At 53.8% G+C, this 16,710-nt stretch carries 14 protein-coding genes and 1 pseudogene; 6 read left to right on the top strand and 9 right to left on the bottom strand.

What is annotated here, in order from left to right; translation table 11 throughout:
- The first annotated feature begins 209 nt into the window (after window positions 1-209).
- Window positions 210-455 (top strand): septal ring assembly protein ZapB, encoded by a 246-nt coding sequence (gene zapB / locus IP582_RS00485; protein ID WP_103245119.1) that lies wholly within the window; start codon window positions 210-212, stop codon window positions 453-455.
- Between the two features lie 191 nt (window positions 456-646).
- Here the strand turns inward: zapB and rraA are convergent, their stop codons facing one another.
- The 7 genes from rraA to priA all read right to left on the bottom strand — a co-directional run bounded on the left by rraA (window position 647) and on the right by priA (window position 8,624).
- Window positions 647-1,132 (bottom strand): ribonuclease E activity regulator RraA, encoded by a 486-nt coding sequence (gene rraA / locus IP582_RS00490; RefSeq protein WP_039077301.1) that lies wholly within the window; start codon window positions 1,130-1,132, stop codon window positions 647-649.
- Window positions 1,133-1,224: 92 nt separating this feature from the next.
- On the bottom strand, window positions 1,225-2,154 hold the full coding sequence (gene menA, locus IP582_RS00495; RefSeq protein ID WP_193794799.1) for a 1,4-dihydroxy-2-naphthoate polyprenyltransferase: 930 nt from the start codon (window positions 2,152-2,154) through the stop codon (window positions 1,225-1,227).
- Between the two features lie 71 nt (window positions 2,155-2,225).
- Complete coding sequence (gene hslU, locus IP582_RS00500; protein ID WP_039077300.1) at window positions 2,226-3,560, bottom strand: HslU--HslV peptidase ATPase subunit; 1,335 nt, start codon at window positions 3,558-3,560, stop codon at window positions 2,226-2,228.
- Between the two features lie 9 nt (window positions 3,561-3,569).
- Window positions 3,570-4,100 carry an ATP-dependent protease subunit HslV gene (hslV, locus tag IP582_RS00505; protein ID WP_039077299.1) on the bottom strand — a complete coding sequence of 177 codons (531 nt, stop codon included), beginning with the start codon at window positions 4,098-4,100 and terminating at the stop codon, window positions 3,570-3,572.
- A gap of 90 nt (window positions 4,101-4,190) precedes the next feature.
- Window positions 4,191-5,183 (bottom strand): cell division protein FtsN, encoded by a 993-nt coding sequence (gene ftsN, locus IP582_RS00510; RefSeq protein ID WP_193794800.1) that lies wholly within the window; start codon window positions 5,181-5,183, stop codon window positions 4,191-4,193.
- A gap of 95 nt (window positions 5,184-5,278) precedes the next feature.
- Window positions 5,279-6,304: a DNA-binding transcriptional regulator CytR gene (cytR, locus tag IP582_RS00515; protein WP_193794801.1), complete on the bottom strand. Its 1,026-nt coding sequence runs from the start codon at window positions 6,302-6,304 to the stop codon at window positions 5,279-5,281.
- Between the two features lie 124 nt (window positions 6,305-6,428).
- Window positions 6,429-8,624 (bottom strand): primosomal protein N', encoded by a 2,196-nt coding sequence (gene priA / locus IP582_RS00520; protein WP_193794802.1) that lies wholly within the window; start codon window positions 8,622-8,624, stop codon window positions 6,429-6,431.
- Window positions 8,625-8,830: 206 nt separating this feature from the next.
- Between priA and rpmE the strand changes: the two genes are divergently transcribed.
- The 3 genes from rpmE (at window position 8,831) to IP582_RS00535 (ending at window position 11,750) form a co-directional block, all read left to right on the top strand.
- A complete protein-coding gene (rpmE, locus tag IP582_RS00525) occupies window positions 8,831-9,043 on the top strand; it encodes a 50S ribosomal protein L31 (protein ID WP_007369223.1) in 213 nt (70 codons plus the stop codon).
- A 374-nt stretch (window positions 9,044-9,417) separates the two neighbouring features.
- Window positions 9,418-10,098, top strand: a complete 681-nt coding sequence (locus tag IP582_RS00530) for an oligogalacturonate-specific porin KdgM family protein (RefSeq protein ID WP_193794803.1) — start codon at window positions 9,418-9,420, stop codon at window positions 10,096-10,098.
- Between the two features lie 110 nt (window positions 10,099-10,208).
- The gene (locus tag IP582_RS00535; RefSeq protein WP_193794804.1) at window positions 10,209-11,750 is read left to right on the top strand and encodes an MFS transporter; all 1,542 of its coding nucleotides are present in this window, start codon (window positions 10,209-10,211) and stop codon (window positions 11,748-11,750) included.
- A 421-nt stretch (window positions 11,751-12,171) separates the two neighbouring features.
- Here the strand turns inward: IP582_RS00535 and IP582_RS00540 are convergent.
- Window positions 12,172-12,288, bottom strand: a pseudogene (locus IP582_RS00540) (hypothetical protein); the annotation flags it as partial.
- A 95-nt stretch (window positions 12,289-12,383) separates the two neighbouring features.
- Window positions 12,384-12,701, bottom strand: coding sequence for a met regulon transcriptional regulator MetJ (metJ, locus tag IP582_RS00545; RefSeq protein WP_007369220.1), 318 nt, complete (start codon window positions 12,699-12,701; stop codon window positions 12,384-12,386).
- Between the two features lie 276 nt (window positions 12,702-12,977).
- Here metJ and metB point away from each other — a divergent pair, with 276 nt between their 5' ends.
- A complete protein-coding gene (gene metB, locus IP582_RS00550; protein WP_039077293.1) occupies window positions 12,978-14,138 on the top strand; it encodes a cystathionine gamma-synthase in 1,161 nt (386 codons plus the stop codon).
- A 2-nt stretch (window positions 14,139-14,140) separates the two neighbouring features.
- Window positions 14,141-16,573 carry a bifunctional aspartate kinase/homoserine dehydrogenase II gene (locus tag IP582_RS00555; RefSeq protein WP_193794805.1) on the top strand — a complete coding sequence of 811 codons (2,433 nt, stop codon included), beginning with the start codon at window positions 14,141-14,143 and terminating at the stop codon, window positions 16,571-16,573.
- The last annotated feature ends 137 nt before the right edge of the window (window positions 16,574-16,710 follow it).

Here is a 16,710-nt window from a genome sequence, read left to right on the forward strand (position 1 = left end):
TATTGAAGCGGACCGCAAATGCACCAGGTTTAGGCTGAAAAGTGTTGCAAAGCGCGATCTGCGCGGGTTGTCGCTGGACAGGGGCTAAAGGGCTTCATACAATCGGGTACTAAGACCGTGCGCTAAATACATTAAGGCGTCGCCGTTCACGGAACGCGGATTTACCCGAGTGGTATATACCCATCAACGCCTTGCAATTCAGGAGAGGTATGACGATGTCATTAGAAGTATTCGAGAAGCTGGAAGCGAAAGTACAGCAGGCGATTGATACCATCACGCTGCTGCAGATGGAAATCGAAGAGCTGAAAGAGAAGAACAACAGTCTGTCCCAGGAAGTACAGTCCGCGCAGCATGATCGCGAAGAACTGGCCCGTGAAAACAACCAGTTGAAAGAACAGCAGCATGGCTGGCAGGAACGTCTGCAGGCATTGCTGGGCCGTATGGAAGAAGTCTGATTACGCGTCATCTTTCGTGCCGTAGCGGCGTTGGCTGCGCTCACTTTCCCCTGGCGCGTCGTTTCTGTGTTCCCGGGGATTCGCTCAGTTGCCGGCTTGCTACAACATGAAATCTTTCGCGTAGCTGCTCTGGCTTTCTTTTCCAGAACGGTACAGCGCATAAAAAAGGCACCTTGCGGTGCCTTTTTTGATCACTCGATATCCAGTGGATCTTCGGACAGGATTATCCCGGTATTATCGGCATAGAGATGGTCGCCGGAAAAGAAGGTCACGCCGCCGAAATTGACGCGAATGTCGCTTTCGCCGATGCCTTCTCCAGCGGCACCCACCGGAATGGCGGCAATGGCCTGAATGCCAATGTCCAGTTCTTCCAGATCATCCACCTGGCGCACCGCGCCGTAGACCACAATCCCTTCCCACTCGTTTTGCAGAGCGATGCGCGCCAGGTCCGCATCAATTAACGCACGACGCACAGAACCACCGCCATCAACCAGCAGTACACGACCACGGCCATTTTCTTCGAGCAGATCGTACAGCAACCCGTTATCCTCGAAACATTTCACCGTGATGATTTGACCGCCGAACGACGACCGTCCACCAAAATTGGAGAACAGCGGTTCCACGACGTTGACATCTTCCTGGTAGATGTCACAGAGCTCAGACGTATCGTATTTCATAGGCTTAACGTTCAGTTGCTGCGAGAGTTGTCAGTATATCGCGCATCACGCATTGTTGGCAAAATCATCAATTGTTAATTGACTTTTGTCAGTTAAAAATGCGTCTGACTCAGCATAATCCCAATCACAAACAACAGGTTAGTCAGTAAAGCCCCTTTTACTGTACGTTCGAGCATCGGCGGCATAGCTTTCGGATCCCGCTCACGCATCACAAAACGCGCCTGTTTTAACAGCAACGGCGCGGCAAGGACGAACAGCCAACCCCATACACTATGCAGTGACAGCAGGTTAAACAACGCCAGACAGAGAAGGGCACCGGCCAGCAGACCCGCATGGTAGCGGCGTGCGTTCACCGGCCCTAAGCGCACCACGAGCGTGATTTTGCCATTCGCGCGATCGCTGTCGATATCACGCAGGTTGTTGATATTCAGCACCGCAGTCGCCAGCAGGCCGCACGCCGTAGCGGGTAAGATAATCGCAGGGATCAGCATATGCGTTTGCAGATACCAGCTTCCCATTACGCTCAGCCAGCCAAAAAAGATCAGTACCGAAACGTCGCCAAGGCCGATATAGCCGTAAGGTCGTTTGCCGATAGTGTAGGTGATAGCGGCGATGATAGACAGCGCGCCAAGCACCACAAAGCCGATGAAATCCGTCAGGGTTTGTGAGGCGGCCAGCAGCAACAGCAGGCCGGAAATGCAGCTCAGGACAATGACAATGATCAGCGCACGCTTCATCTGCTCAAGCGAAATCGCCCCTTTTTGCATACCGCGCAACGGACCAATACGGTCGGGTTTATCGCTGCCTTTGACCGCATCGCCATAGTCGTTGGCGAGATTGGAAAGGATTTGCAGCAATCCGGCGGTGCTTAATGCCAGTATGGCAACCAGCGGATCGAAGAAACCCTGCCACCAGGCCAGCGTCGTCCCTACCACGATAGCGGCAAACGCCAGCGGCAGTGTTTTTGGGCGCAGGCTTTCCAGCCAGGCCTGGGTGCGGCTCAAAGGTTGTGCGTCAGTCATAGTCACCAGCCAGTAATAAAAAATGGGGGCATAAGCCCCCATCGGAAATGATGAAAACGTTGTGGCTGCGATTATAAGATAAAACGGCTCAGATCTTCATCTGCCACTAAAGCATCAAGGTGCTTACTCACATAGTCGGCGTCGATGATGATAGTTTCGCCATTCAGGTCGCTGGCGTCATAGGAAATATCTTCCATGAGACGTTCCAGAACGGTGTGCAGACGGCGCGCACCGATGTTTTCGGTGGTCTCGTTCACCTGCCAGGCCGCTTGCGCGATGCGTTTAATCCCGTCGTCAGTGAAATCGATATTGACGCCTTCTGTTGCCATCAATGCTTTGTACTGCACGGTAACCGATGCGTTTGGCTCGGTCAGAATGCGTTCAAAGTCTTGCGTGGTCAGCGCTTTCAGTTCAACGCGAATAGGCAGACGACCCTGCAGTTCCGGGATCAGGTCAGACGGGCTGGCCACCTGGAATGCGCCGGAGGCAATAAACAGGATGTGGTCAGTTTTCACCATGCCGTGCTTGGTGGAAACGGTACAACCCTCTACCAGCGGCAGCAGGTCGCGCTGAACACCTTCGCGGGAAACATCCGGGCCGGATGTGTTACCGCCGCGCTTACAGATTTTGTCGATTTCGTCGATGAAGACGATACCGTGCTGCTCAACCGCGTCGATTGCATCTTGTTTCAGCTCTTCCGGATTCACCAGCTTCGCCGCTTCTTCTTCAATCAGCAGTTTCATTGCATCTTTGATTTTCAGCTTACGCGGCTTCTGTTTTTGCCCGCCCAGATTCTGAAACATGGACTGGAGTTGGCTGGTCATCTCTTCCATTCCCGGAGGCGCCATGATCTCTACGCCCATCGGTGACGCGGCCAGATTAATTTCAATTTCTTTGTCGTCGAGCTGGCCTTCACGCAGTTTTTTGCGGAAAGACTGACGTGCAGCAGACGGCTCAGCAACGGTTTCCGGCTGGCCCCAGTTGTTTTTTGCCGGGGGGATCAGTACGTCCAGAATACGCTCTTCCGCCATCTCTTCGGCGCGATAGCGGTTTTTCTCGATGGACTGCATGCGGACCATTTTCACGGCGGCATCGGTAAGATCGCGGATAATGGAATCCACTTCTTTACCGACATAACCCACTTCGGTGAATTTGGTTGCTTCAACTTTGATAAACGGCGCGTTTGCCAGTTTCGCCAGACGGCGGGCAATTTCGGTTTTACCGACACCGGTCGGCCCGATCATCAGAATGTTTTTCGGGGTCACTTCATGGCGCAGCTCTTCATCAAGCTGCATACGACGCCAGCGGTTACGCAGGGCAATCGCCACGGAACGCTTCGCCGCATCCTGACCGATAATATGTTTGTCCAGTTCGCTGACAATTTCGCGTGGGGTCATTTCAGACATGAGGAATCCTTACGCCTTGGTGGTCAATTCTTCGATGGTGTGGAAGTGGTTAGTGTAGATGCAGATATCACCGGCGATGTTCAGCGCTTTTTCGGCGATATCGCGCGCGCTGAGGTCGGTGTTTTCCAGCAGCGCACGGGCAGCCGCCTGGGCATATGGGCCGCCAGAGCCAATGGCAATCAGGTCATTTTCTGGCTGCACAACGTCACCGTTACCGGTGATGATCAGTGAAGCCGTTTCATCGGCCACGGCCAGTAACGCTTCCAGCTTGCGCAGCATGCGATCGGTACGCCAGTCTTTGGCCAGTTCCACCGCCGCTTTGACCAGATGGCCCTGGTGCATTTCCAGCTTACGTTCAAAGAGTTCAAACAAGGTGAAGGCATCAGCCGTGCCCCCGGCAAAGCCTGCGATGACTTTGTCGTTATACAGACGGCGAACTTTCTTCACGTTGCCTTTCATAACGGTGTTGCCCAGTGTCGCCTGGCCATCACCAGCGATAACGACATGGCCGTTACGGCGTACGCTTACTATTGTTGTCACGAGCAGACCCCCTGGTTACGAATGCAGAATACAAGCCCCGTAGTGATACGGGGCAGAATGCAAGTATAGATGGGGGAGATTTTGGGGGTTTCAACCCCCGGCGGCGAGACGGATGCAGTTTGTGTGGCCGGCCAGTTTCAGACGGCTAATGGTGCCGTCTGCGTTATCTTTGCCTTTAACCGGACCGATAACCACGCGATTCCAGCCGTTATTGCTGGTGATGCGAGAGTCAAATCCTTCAAAGGCGAGCTGGGCACGAACGGTCTCTGCCTGGTCAGCACCTTTGAACGAACCACACTGTACCATCCAGCGGCGTTCGTCTTTTTTCTCGGCCGTTTGCTTCGGTGCTTCTTCATGCGTCACCGGAGCGGCCTGCTGCGTTTTCGGCGCGGCCGCCGTGGTATGTGCTGGCGTTTGCAGCAAGTCCTGGTACGGCTGCTGGCTGGCGGCAGATGGCCTTTGCTGAGGCGTTTGTTTCGGTGCCTGCACCGGCGCGGTTTGCGCCGTGCGTGGTTGCTCTGTCACCCGTGGCGGCGTCCGTGTCGGTTGCTCAACCTGCACGTTGCTCCACTGCTGTTGTTGCATCTGCTGCTGTACCTGTTGCTGCGCCTGACGCTGGCGTTGCAGCGTTTGCTGGCGCTGCTCCTGCGTCTGCTCGTTCCACGGCACTTCGTTTAACTGGGTAGGCTGCTGGCGCATATCCGCCTGCATTTGCGCCAGTAACTGACGTTGCTCATTGGTCAGTTGCTCCGGTTTTTCCACTTCACCACCCGCAGATGGCTCGGTAGGCGCACGTACGCCTGGCTGACGACTTTCCAGCTCTTTAATGTAACGCCAGCGCTCTTCCGGTTTTGGCGGCAGACCATTGCCTGCAACTTTCTGGCTTTGCAGCGTTTCAGATTCTTCTTTCTTGTGGTGGGTAATAAAGTACAGGCCACCGATAAAAGCTACCAGTACTGCGGCGGCAATCGCGACCATTGCGGGCGAGACAGCGGATACGCTACGTTGCTTCTTCCTTGAGCTACTCTTTTTTTGCCGCGAAGGAGCCGACTGGCTGCGGCGTACATAATCTCGTTGTGCCACTATCGTTTCGCTGTATTTATTTCGTTTGTCAGCCCGTCATGTTACTTAAGCGACGGGCTTTTGACCAGAAGAGGGATTCCGATAACGCATTTACGTTAAGTCAACGCCTTAGTTGACCCACGAATGACCAATTCGCAATCCAGTAATCGGGAGCCGCTGCTTACCGTATGCCCTTGTAACTGTTCAAGTAGTAACAGCATTGCTTCGCGACCGATATCGAAACGCGGCTGGGCAACGGTGGTGAGCGGAGGATCGCAGAATTCCGCCAGCGAGATGTTATCGAAACCAATAATAGACAAATCATTCGGCACTTTCAGACCACGACGCTTCGCATAAGACAATGCGCCGAGCGCCATGACGTCGCTATGACAGAATACCGCAGTGGGCGGCTTCGGCAGCGAGAGTAACCGTTCCAGCGCCTCGCTACCAGCGGCAAAGGTAAAGTCGCCACGGGCAATATAGTGCGGGTCCACGGCAATGCCAGAGCGACGCAGCGCCTGTACATAGCCCTGCAGGCGATAGTGGCACAGCGGCATCTCTTCCGGACCGGCGATGCAACCAATGTATTGATGCCCCTGTTCGCGCAGGTAATTCACGGCATTGAAGGCGGCGGTCAGGTTGTCGATATGTACTGTGGGCAGTTCCAGTTCCGGGGCAAATTCATTCGCCATCACCATTGGCGGCAGGTTACGTTGTTCTTCGATGCTGGCATCAAAAGGCAAGCGTGAACCGAGCAGCAACATGCCATCTATCTGCTTAGTGATGATTAAATCGATAAAGGTTTTTTCTTGCTGATTCTGATGAGCACAATCGCCGATCAATACCAGATAGCCCTTTTCTGCGGCAGTGACTTCGATGCCACGGATAATTTCACTAAAAAACGGATCGCAAATATCCGGCACAATCACCAGGATCGTCCGGGATTCATTACGTTTAACGTTACGTCCCATCGACTGCGGCAAATAACCCACTTCCATTGCCGCCTGCTCAACCCGATTGCGGGTAGCCTGCGACACTTTATCCGGGTTCATTAACGCACGGGACACCGTTGCCGTGGATACCTTCGCTTTAACGGCAACATCTTTCATGGTCGCGGCTGCAACCTGATTCCTGGTCTTCACCTTCTTCTCCTCGCATGCGCGGCGCAGGCGCAGACACATTTTTATCAGATAGTTAATCTAATCGGTTACAGAATTTTCATTAAAAATGTGATGAAAGTTGAATTTTTCGAGGTGCCTCGCAACCTTAGCCCTCAATAGGGTCCACATCCAGCACCCACTTCACTTTGCGGGCTTCTGGTAAGGTGTTGATAAGCGTAAGCGTGCCGCTGACAATTTGTTGCAGGCGCACGCGGGAAGGATGTTGTAGCAGGAGCTGCCAGCGCCAGCGCCCGGCGCGTTTGGGAGCCAGTGCCGGAACCGGACCAAGCACCCAGAGGTGCTGGTCTGCCAGCGGGCTGGATTGCAGCAGATTTTTTAGCTGTTGCAGGAACAGCGGCGCCTGTTGGTTGTTATGATCTTCCGCACGGATGAGCACATGGCTGGTCCAGGGGGGAAGCTGGAGCGTCTGACGTTCCGCCAGTGCCTGCTCCGCGAAGGTGTCGTAGCCTTTATGCAGAAGCGTCTGCAATAAAGGGTGGTCCGGATGGTGGGTTTGCAGTACCACTTCACCCTGTTTCCCCGCGCGCCCGGCACGCCCGGAGACCTGGGTATAAAGCTGCGCAAAGCGTTCAGCGGCGCGGAAGTCAGCGGAGAAGAGCGCGCCGTCGACATCCAGCAGGGCAACCAGCGTGACATCCGGGAAATGGTGCCCTTTCGCCAGCATCTGCGTGCCGATAAGAATACGCGCGCCGCCGCGATGTACTTCCGCCAGGTGTTGCTCGAGCGCGCCTTTACGGCTGGTGGTGTCCCGGTCAATACGCGACAGCGGCACCCCAGGAAAAAGCGGGGCAAGGGCCTGCTCCAGTTGTTCTGTACCCAGTCCAACCGGCATCAGATGGGTTGAGCCGCAGGAAGGGCATTGACGTGGCACCTGGCGCTGGCTGTCGCAATGGTGGCAGCGTAGATGCTGCTGGGCCTGGTGTAACGTGTAGTAATGATCGCAGCGCGGACACTCGGCAATCCAGCCACAATCATGGCACAGCAGTGCCGGCGCGAAGCCTCGACGGTTCAGGAACAAGATGACCTGATTGCCTGCCTGCAAGTGCTGGCGCATACGATTTACAAGAGCAGGGGAGAGTCCTGCCTGTAGCGCCTGGCCTTTCAGGTCCAGAACATGCTGCATGGCGGGGCGGGCGTTGCCGGCGCGGCGCGTCAGGCGCAGCATCTTATATTTCCGCGCCCGCACGTTGTGGAGCGTCTCCAGGGCGGGCGTCGCCGAGCCGAGTATAATTGGAATCTGCTCGCTGTGGGCGCGATAGACGGCCAGGTCGCGCGCATGGTAGCGCCAGCCTTCCTGTTGTTTATAAGAGCTGTCGTGTTCTTCATCGATCACGATAACGCCCAAATTTTTAAACGGGGTGAACAGTGAGGAACGTGTACCAATGACAATCGCCGCTTCGCCGTTTTTAGCTTTTAACCAGGCTGACAGGCGTTCACTGTCATTTAGTCCGGAATGCAGTACTTCGACCGGGGCAGAAAAGCGTTCGCGAAAACGGGCGATGGTCTGCGGCGTCAGGCCGATTTCCGGCACCATCACCAGCGCCTGTTTTCCCTGCGCCAGCACATTTTCCAGCACGCTGAGATAGACTTCTGTTTTGCCAGAACCGGTTACACCCGCCAGCAGCCAGGCCGAGAACTGGTCCGCCGCGCTGTGAATTGCCCCTACCGCAGTTGCCTGTTCAGTGTTAAGACGCAGACGCTCGCCGCAGACGGAAAAGCCATGCCGCCAGTCATGATGCGCGGGCTCCTCACTGTTTAGCTCTGCCAGCCCCTTAGTACGCAGTGCTTGTAGCGCGGCGTCATTGAACTCAAGCTCAGCAACCTGATGCCGCCAGATGCGCCCCTGGCGCAGGGCTGCCAGCGCCTGTTGCTGCTTTGGCGAACGTTTAAGGCTATTAAGGTCGACCGCCTGCCCTTGCTCGGTGGCGAACCAGAACCACTGTACTGCGGCAGTGGCGGGTTTACCCTGGCGTAGCGGTACAGGAATTGCGTTGAAAAGCACATCGCCAATGGCGTGGTGATAATAATCCGCCGCCCAGAGCAGAAGCCGCCAAACCGGGACGGAAAAGACAGGATCGCTGTCCAGCACTTCAAGCACGCTTTTGAGCTCATTGAGGGGCAATTCGCTGGTCTCACCGACGGAGACCACAATCCCCACCCGTTGCTGGGTGCCAAAGGGCACGCGTACCCGGCAGCCCGCGCTGGCGACCATGCTATCGGGAAGCAGGTAGTCAAAGGTGCGGGGCAACGGTACGGGTAGCGCTACATGGGCGACGGGCATCTCAGGATCCTGGCTTGAAAACTGGCGGGATAGTATACACATTGTTAAAGGTGGGGCGCGGATCAGTTTGCATACGTTGGTTAATTTCTGTATGATTCGCCGCCTTTGGTGCGTATTCACGTACCAGAGATCCACTAATACATTAACTCGCGTGGTGTCTGGCGTTAGGGCTGGAAGAGCGACGCGGCCTTAAACTGAGGTTTCCCATGAAAAAAGGTATTCACCCGAATTATGTAGCTATTACTGCAACCTGTTCTTGCGGTAATGTGATCAAAACCCATTCTACCGTGGGTCACGACCTGAACCTGGACGTGTGCGGCAAATGCCACCCGTTCTTTACTGGTAAACAACGTGTTGTTGATACCGGTGGTCGTGTTGAGCGTTTCAACAAACGCTTCAGCATCCCGGGCAGCAAATAAGTTGCCAGATGAAAAAAGCGCCGCAAGGCGCTTTTTTTGTCCCTGAATTCCGCGCCCTTCAGTGTAACACCCCTTGCTCTTGATCCCCTGCCGCAGTTTTTCGCAACGTCAGTTCTTTTGATTTGGCACGCTGTTTCTTTTTTAAAAACCTAATGTTTCAGTTGGTGACATTAAGCCGACATATCTTTGCTTTTTTGCCACTTAAACGGAATGCTGGCAAAAACTCAAAGGTATGTACATTTACACTAAAATACAATTCCTCACGTTATTAGGACATTTTTAATTTGTAGCTGTCTTTCACTCGTTACGCTGGCCTGCGAATCCATAGCTACACGCTTTTCTTTTATTGAAATTTACGTCAAAGAGGAATTTCCATGAGGTTGAAATATGCGTTGTTATTACTGCCGGTACTGGCAGGAACAGCCCATGCGGGTTACGTAGACTATCGTCATGAATATTACGATGACGGGCGTAACTATGATCGTGTATATATGTCACAGCGTTTTGCCAGCGGCTTTGGGGTAGCCTTAGAAGGTATTTCCCGTTCTGATGATGCGGATGCGAAAAAGCCGCTAAATAATATGGAAACGAACGGGATTGAGTATACAGCCAACTACCAGTTTACCTGGAGCAACCTGGTCTGGTTGCCTGGTATTGCAATCGAAACGGACGAGAACCAAACCATTTATAAGCCGTTCGTGCGTGTTCAGTATAATATCAACGACAACTGGTGGACCGCCTTCCGTTACCGTTTCGAGTACACTCGTCGTAACGCAGAAGGTCGTGATGACCGTCGCGTTAACCGCCCGGAAGTATGGATTGGTTATAATACCGGGAACTGGATGTTTGAGCTAAACGGTATTTATAAATTTGCTGAAGCTGAAAATCTTTATAACAATACCAAGCGTGATTATGAATATAACGGCCGTATTGCCTATAAATTTGGTTCCTGGGTGCCATTTGTTGAAGTAGGTAATGTGTCTTCTGGTTATAAAACGGCAACGACAGATGATCGCCAGACGCGTTATCGCGTCGGTATCGGTTATAACTTCTAATTACCTTTCTTTCTGTGTCTGAATAATACGGCGGCAATATATATTGCCGCCGTATCCGCTCGCAATTTTTAAGTCGAAATTTTATATTTCGCTAAGGATTGGGTTAAACAATGTCTACACGCAAAATTGGTTTAGTGAATTATCTGGCGTACGGCTCCGGAGATTTTCTGGGCGCGGGAACAACAGCACTGACCGCCGCATGGTTACTTTATTTTTATACAACGTTTTGCGGCTTAACGCCGATTGAGGCGACCTTCATTTTCGCCATGGCCAGGGTGCTGGATGCCGTTGTCAGCCCGCTGATGGGTTATCTGACCGATAACTTTGGCAATACCTGGTTCGGTAAACGCTTTGGCCGTCGTAAATTCTTTATTCTGCTCGGTATTCCCTGCGTATTTTCCTATACGTTGATGTGGGTTGGCCACATGAACTACTGGTACTATTTATTCACGTACCTGCTGTTTGATGTGGTGTATACCATGATTCTGGTGCCTTACGAAACGCTGGTACCGGAGATGACCGATGACTTCAAACAGAAAACCAAGTTTTCCGGGGCGCGTATCGCGCTGGCGCAGCTTTCCGCCATTCTGGCCGCATTCCTGCCGGGCATTCTGTTAAGCCATTTCGGCAAAGATAATGCCGTCTCCTTCTTCTATGCCAGTATCGTGTTTGCGGTGATTTGCGCGATCGTCCTGACGCTGGTGTGGACCTTTACCTGGGAGCGTCCGCGTGATGAAGAAGCGGAAGCGGCGAAACCGAAACTGACGCTTGGGCAAAGCCTGAGTCGTCTGATCATTGAGCTGAGTTCCACCTTCCGTATCCGTATTTTTCGTCAGCATCTGGGCATGTATCTTGGCGGGTATATTGCCCAGGACGTCTTCAACGCGGTCTTCACCTACTATGTGGTGTTTGTGTTGATGCAGAGCCCGACCCTGGCCTCCAGCCTGATGGGAACCATGGCGATTCTGCAATTTATCGCAGTCATGGGGATGATCCCGCTCTGTATTCGTTTCGGCGCTGCGCCGTCTTACCGTATTGTCGTGGTGCTGTTTGGTCTGGCTGCGGTTTCGTTTGCCCTGCTGTCGTTGGCCGGACAGAGCGATAACATGTCGCTGCTGTTGTTTATTTCTGGTATTGCCGGGTTAGGGCGTGGCGGCATCAACTATATTCCGTGGAATATCTATACCTATATCGCCGATGTGGACGAGGTGGTGACAGGTCAGCGTCGCGAGGGCATCTTTGCCGGGATCATGACGTTAACGCGTAAAGCCTCTCAGGCTGGCGCCGTGATGCTGGTGGGTATTGTGATGCAGATGTCCGGTTTTGTTTCCGGGCTGAGCACGCAGGTGCCGGGAGTGAGCCATACCATCCTGATGATTCTGAGTATCGGTACCGTGCTGGTGCTGTCGATCGGTTTCCTGGTGTCGTTGCGCTTCCGCCTGAACTTGTCCACGCACAGCGTTCTGCGCGAAGAGACGGCAAAAATGCGTAGTGCGGGCCGCCTGACGCCGGAATCCATCACCCCACAAGCGCGTAAGACAGTGGAAATGCTGGCGGGTATGCCTTATGACCAGCTATGGGGCAACAACGATATTGGCTATATCAATCGCCAAAAGGCACGTGAAGCGCAATCTCACGCCTCAGTCATATAGGTGATCATTTGAGCAATGTTTTTGTGATGAACATCACAAAAACATTGCCGATAAGGGTAAACAGGCATATGCTTTTCACTGCGAAAGAGGTTATCAACAACGCGTGAAAGGAAAATGAATATGCTGAATGCACTCAAAAATGTCGTTGTGTCTTACTTCACTTCTCTGGCAGAGGTTCACCCGGAAGTGACCCGCTTCTGATTCAGCCAGCGCAACAGACAGATAAACAAAAAGGCAGAAGATTTCTTCTGCCTTTTTGTTTATCTCTGCTCCATTACTGGGGATAGCAGTGCACATTCAGGCATGCTCTGTGGTTCCCCACTGCGCGTATAACGCTTCCCGCCGTTAACGTAAGCGACGTATCCAACGTCATTCCTGCGCTTTCCAACTCCCTGGCTGCAGATATTCAGTATGCCGTAGCAGTGTGGCTAAAGCGCGAATGAGTGGCTTGCTGGATAGCTTTACTTTGCGACGAGCGAGACATCTGAAAGATGATATCGCCCGTCTGCGGTTCATAAGCCAGAACCGGGAAAACCATCACCGCGAGCAGCAAGAGGACAAACTTCTTTGTCATGATTTACATCCTTGTTCGAGACAAAAAAGGCGATTCAATCCATGAGCCGCCTTTTTAAATCAGTACTCCCACGTATCGGGGTCGATACCCAATTCGCGCATAATTACTTTTGCCTCCTCCGGGATTTCATCGCTGCGCTCTTTACGCAGGTCTTCATCGTTGGGCAAAGGTTGGCCGGTAAACGCATGCAGGAATGCCTCACACAGCAGTTCGCTGTTGGTGGCATGACGCAGGTTGTTAACCTGACGACGGGTGCGCTCATCGGTGAGGATTTTTAACACCTTCAGAGGAATGGAAACCGTAATTTTTTTTACCTGTTCACTCTTCTTACCGTGCTCAGCGTACGGGCTGATATATTCGCCGCTCCATTCAGCCATGAGATACCTTTAATCCTCTCAGTCATTAATAAAAGGTCTGAACCTGATCAATGCAGCGCCCGGACCATAATCTCGCGTAGTTTACCGTAGAGTCAGTACCGTGACACGGTGTATCGCTCTGCGTCACTTCACTAAAGCATATAATTTTAACGGCTATTGCGATTTTGCTCAATCTATACGCAAAGAAGTTTAGATGTCCAGATGTATTGACGTCTATTATTCTTATGTTTACTCTGGTGCCTGACTTTTCATCCATTAAGCCAGGAAGCCTTCACCATGACGCGTAAACAGGCCACCATCGCAGTGCGTAGCGGATTGAACGATGACGAGCAGTACGGTTGCGTTGTTCCGCCCATCCACCTCTCCAGCACCTATAATTTCACCGGATTTAATGAGCCTCGAGCCCATGACTATTCACGCCGCGGTAACCCGACGCGCGATGTCGTGCAGCGTGCCCTGGCAGAGCTGGAGGGCGGTGCGGGTGCCGTGATGACCAACACCGGTATGTCGGCGATTCATCTGGTGACCACGGTTTTCCTGAAACCGGGCGACCTGCTGGTTGCGCCGCATGACTGCTATGGTGGCAGCTACCGCCTCTTCGACAGTCTGGCAAAACGCGGCTGCTATAAGGTTTTGTTTGTCGATCAGAATGATGAGCAGGCATTAAAATCGGCGCTGGCGCAAAAACCAAAGCTAGTGCTGGTGGAAAGTCCGAGCAACCCATTGTTGCGCGTCGTGGATATTGCGAAAATCTGTCAGCTCGCGCGTGAGGCAGGTGCGGTCAGCGTGGTGGATAACACTTTCCTGAGTCCGGCGTTGCAAAACCCGCTGGCGTTGGGCGCTGATTTGGTATTGCATTCATGTACTAAATACTTGAATGGCCACTCAGATGTTGTCGCGGGCGTGGTGATTGCCAAAGACCCGGAAACTGTCACAGAACTGGCATGGTGGGCGAATAATATCGGCGTCACCGGTAGCGCCTTCGACAGCTACCTGCTGTTGCGTGGCCTGCGAACACTGTCTCCACGTATGGAAGTGGCGCAGCGTAACGCCCAGGCGATCGTTGAGTTTCTGAAAAAGCAGCCGCTGGTGAAAAAACTTTATCACCCATCGCTGCCGGAAAATCAGGGACATGAGATTGCTGCGCGCCAGCAGAAAGGCTTTGGCGCAATGTTGAGTTTCGAACTGGATGGTGATGAGCAAACACTGCGTCGCTTCTTAAGCGGTTTGTCATTATTTACGCTGGCGGAATCTTTAGGTGGGGTTGAAAGTTTAATTTCCCACGCTGCCACCATGACACACGCGGGCATGGCGCCGGAAGCACGTGCTGCCGCCGGGATTTCAGAGACGTTACTGCGTATCTCAACCGGCATTGAAGATGGCGAAGATTTGATTGCCGACCTGGAAAATGGCTTCCGGGTCGCAGCTGAGGGATAAACATGAGTGTGAATGCGCAGGCAGGGGCGAAGGTTCGTCAACTGCATAAGTTTGGTGGGAGCAGTCTGGCTGATGTGAAATGTTACCTGCGCGTCGCGGGGATCATGGCGGAATATTCGCAACCGGGCGATTTGATGGTCGTTTCGGCAGCAGGCAGTACCACTAACCAGTTGATTAACTGGCTTAAATTGAGCCAGACCGATCGTCTCTCTGCGCATCAGGTTCAACAGTCGTTACGTCGTTACCAGAGCGAGCTGATTTCCGGGTTGTTGTCACCGGAGGTGGCTGATGGCCTGATTAGCGAGTTTATTCGTGACCTCGAGCGCCTGGCCGGGTTGCTGGACGGTGGCATTACCGATGCGGTCTACGCCGAAGTGGTGGGGCATGGGGAAGTGTGGTCTGCGCGTCTGATGTCTGCCGTACTGAATCAGCAAGGTCAAGCGTCGGCATGGCTTGATGCGCGCGAGTTTCTGCGCGCGGAACGCGCGGCACAGCCGCAGGTCAACGAAGGCGCCTCCTGGCCGCTGTTCCAGCAACTGCTGGCGCAGCATCCGGATAAACGTATCGTTGTGACGGGCTTTATCAGCCGTAACGAGGCGGGCGAAACCGTACTGTTGGGGCGTAATGGTTCTGACTACTCGGCAACGCAAATTGGCGCATTAGCCGGTGTTACCCGCGTGACGATCTGGAGCGACGTGGCCGGGGTGTACAGCGCCGACCCGCGTAAAGTGAAAGATGCCTGCCTGCTGCCTCTGCTGCGTCTGGATGAAGCCAGCGAGCTGGCCCGTCTGGCAGCACCTGTACTGCACGCCCGAACCTTACAGCCGGTATCCGGCAGTAATATCGATTTGCAGTTGCGTTGTAGCTATAACCCGGAGCAGGGTTCCACGCGTATTGAGCGCGTACTGGCATCTGGCACGGGTGCCCGCATCGTCACCAGTCATGATGATGTCTGTCTGATCGAGTTTCAGGTCCCTGCCGGGCAAGATTTCAAACTGGCTCAACGTGATATTGAGGTGATCCTCAAGCGCGCTCAGGTTCGTCCGCTGGCGACAGGCGCGCACGCTGACCGTAATTTGCTGCAACTCTGCTACACCTCGGAAGTGGTGGATAGCGTCTTTAAACTGCTCGACGAAGCCGGTCTGCCGGGCGAGTTGCGTTTACGTCAGGGGCTGGCGCTGGTGGCGCTGGTCGGGGCGGGCGTTTGCCGTAATCCGTTGCACAGCCACCGTTTCTGGCAACAATTGAAAGGTCAGGCCGTGGAATTCGTCTGGCAGTCAGATGAGGGGATCAGCCTTGTTGCCGTGCTGCGCGTAGGGCCAACGGAAAGTCTGATTCAGGGGCTGCATCAGTCACTGTTCCGCGCGGAAAAACGCATTGGCCTGATGTTGTTTGGTAAAGGCAATATTGGTTCTCGCTGGCTGGAACTGTTTGCCCGCGAACAGAGCGCGCTGTCTGCCCGTACCGGGTTCGAATTTGTTCTCGCAGGGGTGGTGGATAGCCGCCGCAGCTTGTTGAATTACGATGGTCTCGACGCCAGCCGGGCGCTGGCCTTCTTCAATGATGAGGCGGTCGAGCAGGAGGAAGAGGCGCTATTTCTGTGGATGCGTGCGCATCCGTACGATGATCTGGTGGTGCTGGATGTCACCGCGAGCCCACAGCTTGCCGACCAGTATCTGGATTTCGCCAGCCACGGTTTCCATGTGATCAGCGCCAATAAACTGGCGGGTGCCAGCAGCAGTAATAAGTACCGCCAGATCCACGACGCATTTGAAAAAACCGGACGTCGCTGGTTGTATAACGCCACCGTTGGGGCTGGGTTGCCAGTAAACCATACGGTGCGCGATCTTATCGACAGCGGCGACAGTATTCTGGCCATCAGTGGTATCTTCTCCGGTACGCTTTCCTGGTTGTTCCTGCAATTTGATGGCACCGTGCCGTTTACCGACCTGGTCGATCAGGCCTGGCAGCAGGGATTGACCGAGCCCGACCCGCGCGTCGATCTCTCCGGTAAAGATGTGATGCGTAAGCTGGTCATTCTGGCGCGTGAGGCAGGCTATGACATCGAGCCAGACCACGTGCGCGTGGAGTCCCTGGTGCCGACGAGCTGTGAAGAAGAGTCTATCGACCACTTCTTTGAGAATGGCGATGAGCTGAATGAGCAAATGACACAGCGTCTGGAAGCCGCTCGCGAGATGGGACTGGTGCTGCGTTATGTGGCGCGTTTTGATGCCAACGGCAAAGCGCGTGTGGGTGTGGAAGCGGTGCGTCCGGAACATCCGCTGGCGGCACTGCTGCCTTGCGACAATGTGTTTGCCATCGAAAGCCGCTGGTATCGCGATAACCCGCTGGTGATCCGTGGGCCGGGAGCCGGTCGTGATGTCACTGCCGGCGCAATTCAGTCGGATATCAACCGCCTGGCGCAGTTGCTGTAGTCCGTAGGTTTTCTCCCTCTCGCTGTGTGAGAGGGTTGGGTGAGGGCATCAGCGCGCACTCACCCTGACCGCCATGAACTTTTTTCATCTTCGCTGAACATTCCTCACGCATTATGATGATTTTCCTGTTGACGCCC

Source organism: Citrobacter sp. BDA59-3 (assembly GCF_015167655.1).
Lineage (GTDB): Bacteria > Pseudomonadota > Gammaproteobacteria > Enterobacterales > Enterobacteriaceae > Phytobacter > Phytobacter diazotrophicus.

Coding starts and splice junctions, on each gene's coding strand:
- zapB (WP_103245119.1), top strand. CDS start 210: ATGACGATGTCATTAGAAGTATTCGAGAAGCTGGAAGCGAAAGTACAG.
- rraA (WP_039077301.1), bottom strand. CDS start 1,132: ATGAAATACGATACGTCTGAGCTCTGTGACATCTACCAGGAAGATGTC.
- menA (WP_193794799.1), bottom strand. CDS start 2,154: ATGACTGACGCACAACCTTTGAGCCGCACCCAGGCCTGGCTGGAAAGC.
- hslU (WP_039077300.1), bottom strand. CDS start 3,560: ATGTCTGAAATGACCCCACGCGAAATTGTCAGCGAACTGGACAAACAT.
- priA (WP_193794802.1), bottom strand. CDS start 8,624: ATGCCCGTCGCCCATGTAGCGCTACCCGTACCGTTGCCCCGCACCTTT.
- rpmE (WP_007369223.1), top strand. CDS start 8,831: ATGAAAAAAGGTATTCACCCGAATTATGTAGCTATTACTGCAACCTGT.
- IP582_RS00530 (WP_193794803.1), top strand. CDS start 9,418: ATGAGGTTGAAATATGCGTTGTTATTACTGCCGGTACTGGCAGGAACA.
- IP582_RS00535 (WP_193794804.1), top strand. CDS start 10,209: ATGTCTACACGCAAAATTGGTTTAGTGAATTATCTGGCGTACGGCTCC.
- metJ (WP_007369220.1), bottom strand. CDS start 12,701: ATGGCTGAATGGAGCGGCGAATATATCAGCCCGTACGCTGAGCACGGT.
- metB (WP_039077293.1), top strand. CDS start 12,978: ATGACGCGTAAACAGGCCACCATCGCAGTGCGTAGCGGATTGAACGAT.
- IP582_RS00555 (WP_193794805.1), top strand. CDS start 14,141: ATGAGTGTGAATGCGCAGGCAGGGGCGAAGGTTCGTCAACTGCATAAG.